This window comes from Stutzerimonas stutzeri (assembly GCF_000219605.1).
Classification (GTDB): Bacteria; Pseudomonadota; Gammaproteobacteria; order Pseudomonadales; family Pseudomonadaceae; genus Stutzerimonas; species Stutzerimonas stutzeri.
Genome location: NC_015740.1, coordinates 4490843 through 4504580, shown reverse-complemented (window position 1 = coordinate 4504580; position 13738 = coordinate 4490843). Strand labels below are relative to the sequence as shown.

General features: G+C 64.4%; 12 protein-coding genes and 1 pseudogene. 8 read left to right on the top strand and 5 right to left on the bottom strand.

Annotated features, from left to right (window positions below):
* The first annotated feature begins 4 nt into the window (after positions 1–4).
* The 6 genes and pseudogenes from PSTAB_RS20690 to PSTAB_RS20665 all read left to right on the top strand — a co-directional run bounded on the left by PSTAB_RS20690 (position 5) and on the right by PSTAB_RS20665 (position 5269).
* Positions 5–1411 (top strand): cation:proton antiporter, encoded by a 1407-nt coding sequence (locus tag PSTAB_RS20690; RefSeq protein ID WP_013984526.1) that lies wholly within the window; start codon positions 5–7, stop codon positions 1409–1411.
* Between the two features lie 208 nt (positions 1412–1619).
* Entirely contained in the window at positions 1620–2162 is a 543-nt protein-coding gene (locus PSTAB_RS20685; RefSeq protein WP_232243993.1) for a PAS domain-containing protein, read from the top strand.
* A pseudogene (locus tag PSTAB_RS22165) lies at positions 2120–2649 on the top strand (GGDEF domain-containing protein). Before PSTAB_RS20685 ends, PSTAB_RS22165 begins: the two are co-directional and overlap by 43 nt.
* A gap of 11 nt (positions 2650–2660) precedes the next feature.
* Complete coding sequence (locus PSTAB_RS20675) at positions 2661–3149, top strand: phosphate-starvation-inducible PsiE family protein (protein WP_004152114.1); 489 nt, start codon at positions 2661–2663, stop codon at positions 3147–3149.
* Positions 3136–4098 carry a zinc metalloprotease HtpX gene (locus tag PSTAB_RS20670; protein WP_013984524.1) on the top strand — a complete coding sequence of 321 codons (963 nt, stop codon included), beginning with the start codon at positions 3136–3138 and terminating at the stop codon, positions 4096–4098. The genes PSTAB_RS20675 and PSTAB_RS20670 overlap by 14 nt, the downstream gene beginning before the upstream one ends.
* 19 nt (positions 4099–4117) lie before the next feature.
* On the top strand, positions 4118–5269 hold the full coding sequence (locus PSTAB_RS20665) for a S1C family serine protease (RefSeq protein ID WP_013984523.1): 1152 nt from the start codon (positions 4118–4120) through the stop codon (positions 5267–5269).
* A gap of 566 nt (positions 5270–5835) precedes the next feature.
* On the opposite strand, the gene PSTAB_RS20660 is transcribed toward PSTAB_RS20665, so the two are convergent.
* The 4 genes from PSTAB_RS20660 to PSTAB_RS20645 form a co-directional block, all read right to left on the bottom strand.
* A complete protein-coding gene (locus tag PSTAB_RS20660; protein ID WP_013984522.1) occupies positions 5836–6390 on the bottom strand; it encodes a biliverdin-producing heme oxygenase in 555 nt (184 codons plus the stop codon).
* Positions 6383–8788 carry a response regulator gene (locus PSTAB_RS20655; RefSeq protein ID WP_013984521.1) on the bottom strand — a complete coding sequence of 802 codons (2406 nt, stop codon included), beginning with the start codon at positions 8786–8788 and terminating at the stop codon, positions 6383–6385. Before PSTAB_RS20655 ends, PSTAB_RS20660 begins: the two co-directional genes overlap by 8 nt.
* Before the next feature lie 63 nt (positions 8789–8851).
* Entirely contained in the window at positions 8852–9328 is a 477-nt protein-coding gene (locus PSTAB_RS20650; protein WP_013984520.1) for a response regulator, read from the bottom strand.
* Positions 9328–11598 (bottom strand): ATP-binding protein, encoded by a 2271-nt coding sequence (locus PSTAB_RS20645; RefSeq protein WP_013984519.1) that lies wholly within the window; start codon positions 11596–11598, stop codon positions 9328–9330. Before PSTAB_RS20645 ends, PSTAB_RS20650 begins: the two co-directional genes overlap by 1 nt.
* Positions 11599–11829: 231 nt before the next feature.
* On the opposite strand from PSTAB_RS20645, the gene PSTAB_RS20640 reads away from it, so the two are divergent.
* Positions 11830–12237 carry an SMI1/KNR4 family protein gene (locus tag PSTAB_RS20640; RefSeq protein ID WP_003291809.1) on the top strand — a complete coding sequence of 136 codons (408 nt, stop codon included), beginning with the start codon at positions 11830–11832 and terminating at the stop codon, positions 12235–12237.
* Positions 12238–12317: 80 nt separating this feature from the next.
* A complete protein-coding gene (locus tag PSTAB_RS20635) occupies positions 12318–12692 on the top strand; it encodes a DUF3301 domain-containing protein (protein WP_013984518.1) in 375 nt (124 codons plus the stop codon).
* Positions 12693–12697: 5 nt separating this feature from the next.
* On the opposite strand, the gene PSTAB_RS20630 is transcribed toward PSTAB_RS20635, so the two are convergent.
* On the bottom strand, positions 12698–13684 hold the full coding sequence (locus tag PSTAB_RS20630) for a CobW family GTP-binding protein (protein WP_013984517.1): 987 nt from the start codon (positions 13682–13684) through the stop codon (positions 12698–12700).
* Between the last annotated feature and the right edge of the window lie 54 nt (positions 13685–13738).

The following is a 13738-nucleotide window of genomic DNA, read 5'->3' as shown; positions in this document are numbered from 1 at the left end:
GCCGATGCAGGACTTGCTCGGTACGACGCTGATTCTGCTGGTCGCCTGCAGTCTGGCGGCTGCGTTGACGGCCAGGCTGAATATCCCGACCTTGCTGGGTTATCTGCTGGTCGGTGTCTTGCTGGGCCCTCCGGTCACGGCCTGGATCATGCCGGGACCGGCGCTGAATTTCCTGTCCGAGCTGGGGGTGGCGCTGCTGCTGTTCATGGTCGGGCTGGAGTTCTCGCTCGGCCATTTCTGGCTCACCCGCAAGACCGTGCTGGTGGCCGGGACACTGCAGCTGGCGATGGTCGCCGCACCGGTGGCGTTGGCTTTGCTGTGGCTGGGGCTGCCGCTCGACAGCGCCGCACTGCTGGGCGCGGCGGCGGCCATGTCGTCGACAGCGCTGGTCAGCCGGCAGCTGGCCGATCAGGGCGAGTTGACCACACGCCACGGCCGCGGCGCCATTGCCGTGCTGGTGTTCCAGGATCTGGCCAGTGTGCCCTTGCTGGCGCTGCTGGCGATCTGGGCGCGCGGCGATGCTCCCGGGCTTGGCCGTGTGCTTGGGGAGGTGGCGGGCGTGCTGTTGCTGTTTGCCGTCTCGGCGGTTGCGTCGCGCCGCCTGTTGCATGGTTTGCTGGGCTGGGTGGCGCGGCAGGGGCACGAAGAGTCCTTCGTGCTGGTCTCGCTGAGTCTGGTGGTGGCGGCTGCGGCAGCGGCCCATGCACTGGGTGTGTCGGCTGCGCTCGGTGCCTTTCTTGCCGGCATGGTGCTGGGGGAGAGCGATTTCCGGTACCACATGGAAAACCACCTCAAGCCCTTTCGTGATGTGCTGTCGGGCCTGTTCTTCGTGACCATTGGCCTGCAGCTGGACACCGCGCAGATCGTGGCCGCACCGCTGGCGGTACTGGGTTGGCTGTTGGCCTTGGTGCCTCTCAAGATGGGGCTGAACTTTCTGGCGCTGCGCGCAACCCGCCTGTCGGCGCTCGACGCCTGGCGCGCAGGCATCGTGCTGGGTCATGGCGGCGAGTTTGCGCTGCTGCTCCTGGGCATGGTCATGCAGCAGCACCTGATCGCCGCCACCATGGTGCAACCGATGCTGGTGGCGCTGGTGTTGAGCATGGGGTTGGCACCGCTCCTGATCCGACACCATGACCGATGGGCGCGGGCTTTCAGCCGCTCGGGCGCACTCGGTCAGCCACCGCAGGCCGAAGAAGGCGAAGTCGCCGAGCGGGCGCGGTCGTTGCGCGACCATGTGATCATCTGTGGGGCGGATGACGTCGGGCTGCTGCTGAGCCGAACGCTGCGCCTGGCAGGCATACCGCATTTGCTGCTGGAATCGGACCGCCAACGGGTCGAAGCGGGGCGTGCTATGGGGGCGCCGGTGTCGTATGGCGATGCCAGTCGGCTCGACACCCTGGCCGCCGCCTGAGCTTGTCCGTGGTGGTGGCCACTGAGCGCGTAACGGATGCCCAGCTTTTGCGTAATCTGCCCAATGTCAGACTGTACCCGTTGTACCTGGCTGCGGGACTGGGACTGGCCGAGCAGGTACTGTTGATGTTGGGCATCAACGCCGACCAAGTCGACCACCGGATCGAGGAATTACGGCAGACACTCAGTGAGTCAGGTGGGGATAGACCATGAACGGGCCGACCATTTGGCTGATGGTGTCGCTACTTGCCAATATTGGCATGGCGGTTGCACTATGGCGTTTTGTTCGTACCAATCGCCAGAGGCGTGACGAGCTGAAGCATCGCCAACAAGCGCAAATCGATGACAAGGAACGGATCGCCATCGCCCTGGAGGGCGCAGGGCTGGGATTCTGGGAGTGGGATATCGCTACCGACAGCTTCAGGCTTTCTGCCCGCAGTCTGGCGATGTTCGGCTTGACCTCCGACGAGGAGGTTGGCGCCACCCATGCCGCATGGCAAGCGCGTATTCACCCGGAGGATTTGCCGGTCGTTCTGGCAAAGGCGCGCGCTTACCAAGAAAACCCGTCGGAGCGATTGGAGTGCGAGTACCGCGTTCGTCATCGATCTGGCGTTTGGATTTGGGTGCTGGATCGCGGCCGTTGGCTGGGTGACGCGGGCAGGCAACTGATAGTCGGCACTCTGCTCGATATCTCTCTTCTCGCAAGGAAATGGAGCAGCAGTTGCTGCGTATGGCGATCACCGACCCCTTGACCGGCTTGTCGAACCGGCGGGCTTTTAACGAACGATTACAGCTGGAATGGGAGCGCCTCAAACGCAGCCCCGAGATACAAGCAGCACTTGTGCTCTGCGACATCGATCACTTCAAGCGCATCAATGACACCTATGGACACGGATGCAGCGATGAGGTGCTCAAGCACTTTGCTTCACGGTTGAGGGAACATGTTCGCGCAACCGACATGGCTGCCCGGATTGGGGGGAGGAATTCGCTGTGTTGTTGGAAGCGGCATCGATAGAAGACGCCCAAGTATGGGCGGAGCGATTTCGTCAGGACACTGCGGCGACAGCGGTGGTGTGTGGAGAGGTGTCGATCAGCTATAGCGCCAGCATGGGGGTGGCTCTTCTTGACCCCCGTTTGCACTCTGTCGAGCAGGTGATGCAGCAGGCGGACAGCGCGCTCTACCAGGCAAAAAGACAAGGGCGCAACCAAGTTGTGGGTGCACAAGTATTTCAGAATTGAGAGGAGTGGCGATGAAGGAAAAGCAAGCAGACCCGATCAAAACATTTCGCGCCCAATGGGCAGTGATGACGTTCTACGAGCGCTTCGAACAGGTGATCGCGCTCGCGCTGTCCGCAATCATTGCCGTGATCATCGTGGTCTCGCTGCTGCAGCTGATCTCGATCGTCTTCAGCCTGCTGATCATTGATGCGTTCAATCCGCTCGATCACAAGGTCTTCCAGACCGTGTTCGGCATGATCATGACGCTGCTCATCGCCATGGAGTTCAAGCATTCCATCGTGCGGGTGGCCTTGCGGCGCGACAGCATCATCCAGGTCAAGACGGTGATCCTGATCGGGCTGATCGCCCTGGCGCGTAAATTCGTGATCCTCGACCCGGAGACCGGCCCCGCCAAGGTCGCGGCGCTCGCAGGCGCGACACTGGCCCTCGGGGCGACTTACTGGCTGCTGCGCGAGCGCGATGACCGGACAGCCGGGGAAAGCTCAGATGATCAGTCGTGATCTGCGCCACGCGCAGAATGTCGGCGCGCGGCATCGCTGGCTCAATCGCCTGCAAACCGCGCTGTTGGTGCTGACCCTGCTCGGGATTGCCGCCGTCGCTGGCAGCCTGCTGTTGGGTGACGGCGGGCTTTGGCTGGCGCTTGCGGCCGCGGGGTTCACCCTGCTGCTCGAACCGGCGGCCGCCTCCGGGCTGACCTTGCGGCTGTATGGCGCACGCCCCCTGCACCCGGATGAAGCGCCCGATCTTTGGGCTGTGTTGCGCGAACTGGCGGCGCGGGCCGGGCTGCCTGCCGTGCCGGTACCGCACTACGTGCCCAGCGGGGTCGTCAACGCCTTCGCCACCGGTTCGAAGCATCACGCGGCCATCGCGCTGACCGACGGCCTACTGCGTAGCCTCACGCCCCGCGAGTTGACCGGCGTGCTCGGCCACGAAATCGCGCATATTGCGAACGAGGATTTGCGTGTCATGGGCTTGGCCGATTCGATCAGCCGGCTCACCCATCTTCTGGCCTTGTTGGGGCAGCTTGCGATCGTGCTCAGCTTGCCAGCGTTATTGCTTGGAGTCACGGAAGTCAATTGGCCCGCGTTGCTTCTACTGGCGGTCGCGCCACAGCTGGCCTTGCTGGCTCAGTTGGGCTTGTCCAGGGTGCGCGAATTCGACGCCGACCGGCTCGCTGCCGAATTGACCGGCGACCCGCACGGGCTGGCCTCGGCGCTCGCCAAGATCGAGCGGGTGAGCCGCTCCTGGCGCGCCTGGCTGCTGCCCGGATGGGGCAATCCGGAACCCTCCTGGTTGCGCACGCATCCGGCGACGGCTGAACGCATTGAGCGCTTGCTGGAACTTGCTCCGCCGCCCGCGATGCCGCCGTTTCCATCGGCCCGTTTCGTCCCCGAGGTGACCGTATCACCACGTCCGCCACGCTGGCGCACCGGCGGCCTTTGGCGCTGATTTCAACATGGAGAATGACGTGACCTACCCCGACCCCTACAGCCGCCCGGCGCCGGATCGATTCATCCGGCGCTGGCTCGTCATCACTGGCTGCATCGCCGCACTCATGCTGCTGTGGCAGTTCCTGCCCGCCATCGAAGCCTGGTTCAGTCCCCACGAAACGCAGGAGCGCACGGTGACGCCGCGCGGCGACCTGGCCGCCGACGAAAAAACCACCATCGAGCTGTTCGAGAAATCGCGCGGGTCGGTGGTTTACATCACCACGGCGCAACTAGTGCGTGACGTCTGGTCGCGCAATGTCTTTTCCGTGCCGCGCGGCACCGGCTCCGGCTTCATCTGGGACGATGCCGGCCACGTGGTGACCAACTTCCACGTGATCCAGGGGGCATCGTCTGCCGCGGTCAAACTCGCCGACGGTCGCGATTATCAGGCTGCGCTCGTTGGCGCCAGTCCTGCGCACGACATCGCGGTACTCAAGATTGGCGTCGGCTTCAAGCGCCCGCCGGCGGTGCCGGTGGGCACCAGTACCGATCTCAAGGTGGGGCAAAAGGTCTTTGCCATTGGCAATCCCTTCGGGCTCGACTGGACGCTCACCACCGGCATCGTCTCGGCGCTTGACCGCACCCTTTCCGGCGACGCCAGTGGCCCGGCCATTGACCACCTGATCCAGACCGACGCCGCTATCAACCCCGGCAATTCCGGTGGCCCGCTGCTCGATTCGGCTGGGCGGCTGATCGGCATCAATACCGCCATCTACAGTCCGTCTGGCGCCTCGGCCGGCATCGGCTTTGCGGTGCCGGTCGATACCGTCATGCGCGTGGTGCCGCAACTCATAAAGACCGGCAAGTACATCCGTCCGGCGCTGGGCATCGAGGTGGATGAGCAGCTCAACGCGCGTCTGCAGGCGCTGACCGGCAGTAAGGGCGTATTCGTATTGCGCGTGACGCCGGGCTCGGCGGCGCACAGGGCCGGGCTCGTCGGCGTCGAGGTCACCGCAGGCGGCATCGTGCCCGGCGATCGCGTTATCAGCATCGACGGTATCGCCGTCGACGACGTCACCACATTACAGGCCCGGCTAGACGACAAGAACGTTGGAGATGTTGTGGTCTTGTTAGTGGAGCGGGCCGGCAAGACTCGCGAGATGCTTGTGGAACTACAACCGGGAGTTTGATGGAAAGTGGGTCATGGATCTGCACAGCGAAGCAGCCAAGCGACTTCAGCCTTGCGCCGAACTACGAGCCCTAGCTAGTGCAGTGGGGGGAAGGCTGTTTAGGTTAAATGGATATAAGGGAGTCATTTTTGATTGTGTTTTTAAAAGAAGGTGTTGATTTTTTTGGGTAAGCATTTAGGGCGTCCAAGGGTTGGAGCAGTTGGCACGGATGAGAGAACTCAATGCTCGCTAGGGATTGGATCTATGTGTTTTTTCTGACTGACTGCTTACGTGTTGGAACGGGCAACATCGGAAAAGGATGAATCTTTATTTTCACCATTTACCGTATTTTTCGAGCCTGGGCGAAAATTAGGATGATACTTTAGCGCCCTTAATCATTCTCCCATGAAAGGCAAAACGATCCAGTCTCGGGTGTAAGTGCTCACAACATACTGATATAAAAGGGATTTTTTATGAATAGGAGAGCGCGCGACGTTTCTCTCTGTTTTTAGGGTTAGGATGAAACTTTATTTGCATCCCACACCACGGTGTGTAGAAAGTAGAAAGGCCCCGCGGGGCCTTTTTGCTTAACCGGGTTCGCAGGCCCGCTCCTGCGTGGCGGCTTCGGCGAACAGGGCGAAGGTGGCCTCTGCCGCCGCCAGCATCGGTTCCCAGGCACAACGGGCGGCGTCACGTTCGAGGCGGGCGAGAAAGCCTGGCCAGAGCACGGCGACATCGCCATGTTCGAGGTAGCGGGTCGGAGCCTGTGGATTCGCCTCACGCAGGCGTCGCGCCAGCACCCGGCCGCCCAGACGCGATCCTTCGAGCACATAGGCGATGCCCCAGCAGGCGGCGTTGTCGGTGGGTTTTGCCAGCGGTGCGGGCGAGGGCAACGCACAGCCGAGTTGAGCGAGGTCCTTGCCCAGGGCGTGACGCCGGACCCGCGCGGGCCAGTCGTCCAGCACATCGCCGATGGCGGCCTGCTCGAGGGCTCGTTCTGCGGCGCAGAGCACCCGATAGTGGGCCCGCAGAAAGCGGCGGTAATCGTCCGGGTCCTGCAGATCGAAGCCCGAGAAGGCGCTGTCGACCCGATCGTGCAGCGGCGCCGTAGCCTGCCGCAGGCGCATGCGCAATTCAGCCATCGGCCAGGCTGCCTTCGCGCAGCGCGAGGTGGATCTTGTTGGCCAGCTGTTCCTCGCGAAACGGCTTCTGGATGATCGAATAGCCGTCCAGGCCAAGCTCGCAGAGCTCGGCATAGCCGGTGACGAAAACCACCGGCAGCTGCGGGCGGCGAACGCGCACCGCGCGGGCCAGTTCACCGCCGTTCATCCCCGGCATGGCGAAATCCGCCAGCAGCAGGTCCACCGCCGCTCCGTCGCGGAGCAGCTGCAGCGCATGGTCGCCGCTTTCCGCCTCGGTGACGGCGAAGCCGAGGTTTTCCAGCATCTGCGCCGTCACCTCGCGCACGCTGTGGTCATCGTCCACCAGCAGGATGCGGTGTTGGCTGTTCTCGTCGTGGCTGCCCGCACTCAGCGCCGTGGCCTGTTCCGGCTGCTCCGGCGCCGCGGTGCGTGGCAGGAACACCTTCACGGTGGTGCCGACCCCCACACGGCTTTCGATGCGCGCGCCGCCACCGGACTGCTTGGCGAAGCCGAACACCTGCGCCAGGCCGAGGCCGGAGCCCTTGCCGACTTCCTTGGTGGTGAAGAAAGGTTCGAACGCCTTGCTCAGCACTTCCTCGCTCATGCCGGTACCGGTGTCGGTGACCGAGAGCACCACGTACTCGCCCGGCGCCGGATCTTCAGCCCGCAGCGCCGGCTCGGTGACCACCACGTTGCGCGTACCCAGCGTCAGCCGGCCACCGTCGCCCATGGCATCGCGGGCGTTGATCGCCAGGTTGAGAATGATCATCTCGATCTGGGTCGGGTCGACCAGCGCATGCCAGATGTCCGCCTGGGTATCGGTCTCGATGCTGACGCTGCCGCCGAGCGTGCTCTTCAGCAGGCTGAGCAGGCTGACCAGGGTGTCGTTGAGGTCGATGGCGGTGGGTGCCAGCTGCTGGCGGCGGGCGAAGGCAAGCAGCTGGCCGGTGAGGGTGGCGCCGCGTTCGCCGGACTCGCGGATGTACTGCAATCGACGCAGGCTGCGTTCAAGCGGTGCGCCCTGCTCCAGATCGTTCTTCAGGAAGCTGGCACTGGTGAGAATGACGGTGAGCAGGTTGTTGAAATCGTGGGCGACCCCGGCGGTCAGCTGACCCACCGCTTCCAGGCGCTGCATCTGCTGCAGGGTGGCTTCGACCCGCTCGCGCTCCTGAATCTGCGCACGCAGCTCGCGGTTGGCCTCGGCCAGCTTGTCCACCGCGGCGATTTCGCTGGTGATGTCACGCGCCGCCGAATAGATGCGTCCGCCATCGGCCACGGCCGACCACGACAGCCAGCGGTAGCTGCCGTCGCGGTGGCGCATGCGGTTGACGAAGCGGTTGGTGACCTTGCCGCGGCCGACATTGGCGTTCTCTTCCAGCGTCGCCTGCAGATCGTCGGGATGCACCAGCTGGGTCAAAGGCCGTTGCATCAGTTCGCTGTATGACCAGCCGAGCGCGTTCTCCCAGAACGGATTGAGCGCCACCGGCAGCATGTCCAGCTCGGTGACGGCGAGCAGGTCGCGGGAGAGCTCCCAGGTCCGGTCGCGTTCGCGGGTGCGCTCCTCGACCCGCTCGCCCAGGGTTTCGTTGATCTGTCGCAGACTCTGGGTAGTCAGCTGCTGCTCGGTGATGTCCATGACCACACCGACGAAGCGCGTGCACTGACCGCTCTCGAAGAAGGCCTGGCCGCGGGTCTCCATCCAGCGAATGCTGCCGTCGCCGAACACCACGCGATAACAGGTGCAGAACTCGCCGGCATCCTCGCCGGAGATGGCGCGGATCACTTCGTCGTGAATCCGCTCGCGATCCTCGGGGTGCAGGAGTTGCTCGAACAGCCCCATGCTCACCGGCGCCTCCGTATCGAGGCCGAGCATGCTGCGACAGCGTTCGTCCCAGATCAGGGTGCCGCTCTGCGGCTCGTAGTCCCACATGCCCAGCCGCGCGGCATCGATCGCCAGGCGCGCGCGCACTTCCACCTCGCGCAGCGCCTGTTCGGCCTGCAGACGCCGGCGGCGCTCGTTGACCTCGCCCAACGCCCGTTCCACGGCCTTGGGCAGAAAGCCGAGGTTCTGCTTTAGCACGTAGTCGACGGCGCCGGAGCGCATCATGTTTACCGCGTGCTCTTCGCTGAACACGCCGGAAAGGAAGATGAAGGGGGTCTGCGGGGCGAGCCTTCGGGCCTCCTGCAGCGCCTGGCTGCCGGAGAAACCGGGCAGGATGAAATCCGCCAGGATCAGATCGAAGCGGCGTCGCTGTAACGCTTCGACCACCCCGGCGTGGTTGTAGACCAGCTCCGTCTGCAAGGTGTAGCCGCTGCGTTCCAGCGCCAGCTGGGCCAGTTCGGCATCATGCCGGCTGTCCTCGATGAACAGGACACTGATGTTCTTTGACGCTGGCATATCCGTCCTGTCGAGGGAGCAGGGATCGTCGAAACGGTCCGCCAGGCAAGGCGGACCGTTTCGTTATGAGTTCTTTTCTTCTTTGTTGCGCGCACGCTTGAGCCGCAGGGAGCCCGGCGGCGGTTCGTTGAGCACGGCCCAGAAGATGCCGAGATCGGAGATTGCGGCGACAAAATCCTTGAATTCGACCGGTTTGACCACGTAAGCGTTCACCCCGAGCTCGTAAGCCTTCATCAGGTCGGGCTCTTCCCTCGAGGAGGTCAGCATGACCACCGGAATACTGCGCAGCTCGGTGGTCTCGCGCACGGTCTTGAGCACTTCCAGTCCGTCGACCTTCGGCAGTTTCAGGTCCAGCAGCAGGACGGCCGGGTTTCCATCGGCGCGGTCGGCGTAGGCGCCGGTGCGCTGCAGATAGCTCAGCGCCTCGGCGCCGTCTCGCATCACCACCACGTCGTTGGCCAGCTGGCTGCGCTCCAGGGCGATCAGCGTCAGTTCCAGGTCGTGGGGGTTGTCCTCCACCAGCAGTATCGGTTTCAGCATCAGATGTCTCGGTCCAGGAGGGACGATGTGTAAGTCAGTTTAGGCAGTGCGAAATAGAAGGTGGCGCCCTTGTCCAGCTGGCCCTCGGCCCACACGCGGCCATCGTGGCGCTCGACGATGCGCCGCACGCTGGCCAGGCCGATGCCGGTGCCCTCGAACTCTTCCATGCGATGCAGGTGCTGGAATACGCCGAACAGCTTGCCGGCATATTGCATGTCGAAGCCGACACCGTTGTCCCGCACGTAGACCACGACCTCGCCCGAGCGCTGTTCTGCGCCGACCTCGATGACCGCGACGTCGCGGGTCCGGCTGTACTTCACCGCGTTGTCGATGAGGTTGCGTAGCACCATGTGAATGAAGGCGGCATCGGCGACGACGATCGGCATCGGCAGCAGGTGCCATTCGATCTGTCGCCCCTCGCAGTCCGGCGCCAGCTCCTCGCGAATCGAGGCGACCAGCGCACCGAGGTCGACGTCCGACAGGCGCAGGGCGGCGCGGCCCATCTGCGAGAAGCTCAGCAGGTTGTCGACCAGTGTGCCGGCGAAACGTGCGGCGTCGGCGATATTGTCGAGAAAGCGCATGCCGCGCTCGCTGAGCTGGCTGCTTTCCATTTCTCCGAGCAGTTCGGTATAGCCGGCGATATGCCGCAGTGGCGCTCGCAGGTCGTGGGACACGCTGTAGGAGAAGGCCTCCAGTTCCTTGTTGCTGGCGCGCAGCTCGCCGGCCAGCTGGGCCATTTCCTCGGCCTTGCGCAGCACGATGCCAAGCACCGCGTTGCGCAACTCCAGCGCGCCTTCGATTTCGACCTGATCCCAGGCATGCGAGTAACCGCGCAGCGTCTCCTGCCAGCGTTCGAAACTGTGGCGGGGGCTGAGCGCACCGCTGATGCGATCGATCTGCTTCTCCGGCTGGCCGGCCCAGTTCACGGTCTTGACCTGCTCGCGGCGGAACCAGATCAGATAATGGGCGTGCAGCCGGGAAATGGAGATGGCCATGACGCCGGCACAATGCTCGGCCAGCGCGGGCAGGTGCGGAATGTCGCGGCTGACGCAGTCGCTCTGGAAGACCAGCTGGTCATGCCGTTGGCCCAGCCAGTGGGCGAGCTGCATGATCAGTTCGCTGTCCGGCGCATCGCCAACGGTCTCGCAGTTGTCAGCGGAAATCACGGCCGCGCCTTCGGCCTTGGCGAAGCCGAGCACTACCTCGGGCGCCTGGCGAAAGCCCTCCACCACGCTGTCGCGGTCGGCCATGGCCGACAGCAGGTGGACGATCTGCTGACGCAGTTGCAGCTTGCGCTGCGCCAGGGTCTCGGTTTCCCTGGCCTCGATCTGCAGGGCAAGGATGCGGCCGAGCAGCTCGCAGGCGGTACGGGTCTGGTAGCTGACCTGCCGTGGCTGGGCATCGTGGCAGGAGATCAATCCCCACAGGCGGTCGCGGATGACGATGGAAATGGACATCGACGCCAGCGTGCCCATGTTGCGCATGTACTGCAGGTGCACCGGAGAGACGCTGCGCAAGGCGGAAAAACTCAGGTCCAGTGGCGTGCCGGAAATCGGGTTCAGGGTCGGCACCAGGGGCGACGGCTGGTAGTTGGCGTCCTGGATCACGCGAATCAGGTTGTCGCGGTACAGGCGCCGGGCCTGTTGCGGAATGTCCGCCGCCGGGAAGCACAGGCCCAGATAGGACGGGTAGCCGGGGTCGGCGACTTCGGCCAGGACCAGGCCGTTGTCTTCGGCATCGAAACGGTATGCCTTGACGCGCCCGAAGCCGGTGATGCGCTTGACCTCTTCGACCGCATGCTGACACAGCGCTTCGAGTTCGCGGGCTTCCTGCAGGCGAGACACGAAGGTGCGCATCAACGGATACAGCGCCTGGTAGGCCTGGCCAGAGTTGCCGGCGCGCTCGAACTCGAGGATCAGCTGGCCCTGATGCCGGTGCGCCATCAGCGCCAGGAGCAGGTCGTCCGCGCCCGGCAGGGTGAGCTGTACGTCGCTCAGGTGGAACGGGTTGTGATCGCCATCCTGCAGCGCCGGCAGGCCGGCCTGGATACGCTCGATCGGCAGCAGGGCCGACAGCGGTTGCCCGAGCAGCTGACGCGCCTCGACGTCCAGCCAGTCGCGCACGTTCTCGCTGGCCTGCTGAATGCGCAAGTCGGGCTCGCTGACCACCAGCAGGAAGCCGTGCGGCTGGATGCTGCCCGGAATATGGATGGGCTCATCGGCACATCGGTCGATCGCCTCGAGCAGGTCCTGGGCTTCGGTAGTGCTCATTGTGTGTGTCCTTGTTCTGGTCTCGTCCGGACCGGAGGTGACGGGCAGGCACCAATGCAAGTTGCTACCTAATGTCGGCGACTATGCGGTTGATCGCGCTGAATCAGTGGGAAACGCAAATAGCAGAGCGTATTGCTCGGTCAGGCACTTTAACCCGACAGAACTGGCTCGCCAATCCGGCGGGCTGTATAAACGGAGCCTGGCGCTGGGGCATTACGACAGGAGGTGGAGATGGAAGAGGTCATCGAACAGCTGCGCGAACTCAACGAGCCGGTTCCGGTGCCGCTGGAGCTGCCGGACGACGATCTGCTGGTGGAGATCGAGGAGCAGTTGCTGATCAACCTGCCGTTCGGCCTGCGCGAATTCCTCCTGCAGGTCAGCGATGTCATCTATGGACGCCTGGAGCCGGTCACCGCTACCGACCCGCAGTCGCATACCTATCTGCCGGAAGTCGCCGCCAACGCATGGGACGCCGGCGTGCCGCGCGATCTCATCCCGATCTGCCAGGATGGACGCGACTATTACGTGGTCGATCTGGACGGGCAGGTCACCCTGTGGGATGGCGACGATGGCGAGCTGACCGAGGAGAGTTGGGAATCGGTCTGGCACTGGGCGCGCGATGTCTGGCTGGAAAGCTGACGGATGTTCGACGGCCTCCACAGGGTAGCCGGGCGGCGACCTGCTAAGCTGGGCGCCCGCTGGCCACACGGGCGCGCGCCATGCTGACGCTGGGTAATCTGTTCCTGTTCATGTTGCTGGCCGCCGCAGGCGCCTGGCTCTGGCATTCCCATGGCATTCGCGAGCGTGCCCTGCAGGCGGTGCGTCGGCATTGCGACAAGCTGGATGTCGAGCTGCTCGATGGCAACGTCGCCTTTCGCAAGCTGACGCTGCTGCCGGATGCCCGCGGCCGCCGGAGGCTCGCGCGGATCTATGGCTTCGAGTTCACCGTCACCGGCGAGCAGCGCCATCCCGGCAGCATCGTCATGTTCGGGGCACAGGTTGGCCGTATCGAGCTGGCGGCTCATCCGTTCCAGCCGGCCGACGAGCCGGGCCGCGTGATCCAGCTCGATGACTGGCGTCGCTCGCGCGACTGAGCGCCTCAATCGGCGATCCGGCAGGCCTGCAGACCGCGTTCCAGTTCCAGCTGATCCTGCGGTTCGCTGAAGATCAGTTCGAGTCGGGAGTCGCGCCGCCACTCGCTGGGGCGAAACGCCAGTGCCTGACCCTCGACGGCATTGGCCGACTGCCAGCCGTTGCCGCCGTGGATCACCAGCTTGGCGCGCTGCCAGGGCCATTGCGCCAGCCATTGCGCGATACGGTCGAGGTCCAACCGCTGGCTCGGGTGCCAGCGCCAGCCGATGCTCCAGGCGTGTGGTGTCGCCTGTACCTGGCAGATCGCCTTGCTTGTATCGAGCCAGACCTGGTTCAGCGCAGGCGCCCCATTCGGCAGGCTGATCGGTTGCCCGGATTCGCTGGCGCGTGCGCCGATGCCTGGCAGTCGATCGATTGGCAGCTGGCCCTGGGTCGTCCAGTACAGCGGGCGCTCCGGTAGCTGGCGGACCAGCGCCTGGCGGCTTGGATCGTCGAGCCCCTCGCTCTTGTTCAGCAGCAACAGGCCGGCATCGGGCAGGGCTTGCCGCTGGCTGTCGGGCAGCGCCTCACCGCGATGCAGCGCGGCGGCATCGAGCACCAGTACGCTGGGCTGTACCGCCAGCACGCGCTGCCAGGGTGGTTGACGCAGCTGGCGCAGCAGTTCGGCTGGATGGCCCAGCCCGGACGGTTCGATCAGCAGGCGATCCGGCCGGGCCTTGCGCAGCAGGCGCGCCAGGCCGACCTGAAAGGGCAGACCGTTGACACAGCACAGGCAGCCGCCCGGAATTTCCGCCATTGTCACGCCGTCCGTGTCAGGACCGAGCAGCGCAGCGTCCAGGCCGATCTGGCCGAATTCGTTGACCAGCACCGCCCAGCGCTCGTCGGCCGGCTTTTGCGTCAGCAGCTGGCGGATCAGGCTGGTCTTGCCGGCGCCCAGCGGGCCGCCGACCAGATGAGTGGGGATCTGTTCGAGCATGGCGGCTATGGTGCGCATTTTGCGACGCCGCTGAAAGAGGCAGCGTCGCCGCGTGCTAAAGTCGGCGCCGTT

Bases quoted from the DNA above. Each gene is read 5' to 3' on its own strand.
- PSTAB_RS20635 (WP_013984518.1), top strand. From the start codon at position 12,318: ATGCTGACGCTGGGTAATCTGTTCCTGTTCATGTTGCTGGCCGCCGCA.
- PSTAB_RS20640 (WP_003291809.1), top strand. From the start codon at position 11,830: ATGGAAGAGGTCATCGAACAGCTGCGCGAACTCAACGAGCCGGTTCCG.
- PSTAB_RS20690 (WP_013984526.1), top strand. From the start codon at position 5: ATGCAGGACTTGCTCGGTACGACGCTGATTCTGCTGGTCGCCTGCAGT.
- PSTAB_RS20655 (WP_013984521.1), bottom strand. From the start codon at position 8,788: ATGCCAGCGTCAAAGAACATCAGTGTCCTGTTCATCGAGGACAGCCGG.
- PSTAB_RS20675 (WP_004152114.1), top strand. From the start codon at position 2,661: ATGAAGGAAAAGCAAGCAGACCCGATCAAAACATTTCGCGCCCAATGG.
- PSTAB_RS20650 (WP_013984520.1), bottom strand. From the start codon at position 9,328: ATGCTGAAACCGATACTGCTGGTGGAGGACAACCCCCACGACCTGGAA.
- PSTAB_RS20670 (WP_013984524.1), top strand. From the start codon at position 3,136: ATGATCAGTCGTGATCTGCGCCACGCGCAGAATGTCGGCGCGCGGCAT.
- PSTAB_RS20660 (WP_013984522.1), bottom strand. From the start codon at position 6,390: ATGGCTGAATTGCGCATGCGCCTGCGGCAGGCTACGGCGCCGCTGCAC.
- PSTAB_RS20630 (WP_013984517.1), bottom strand. From the start codon at position 13,684: ATGCGCACCATAGCCGCCATGCTCGAACAGATCCCCACTCATCTGGTC.
- PSTAB_RS20685 (WP_232243993.1), top strand. From the start codon at position 1,620: ATGAACGGGCCGACCATTTGGCTGATGGTGTCGCTACTTGCCAATATT.
- PSTAB_RS20645 (WP_013984519.1), bottom strand. From the start codon at position 11,598: ATGAGCACTACCGAAGCCCAGGACCTGCTCGAGGCGATCGACCGATGT.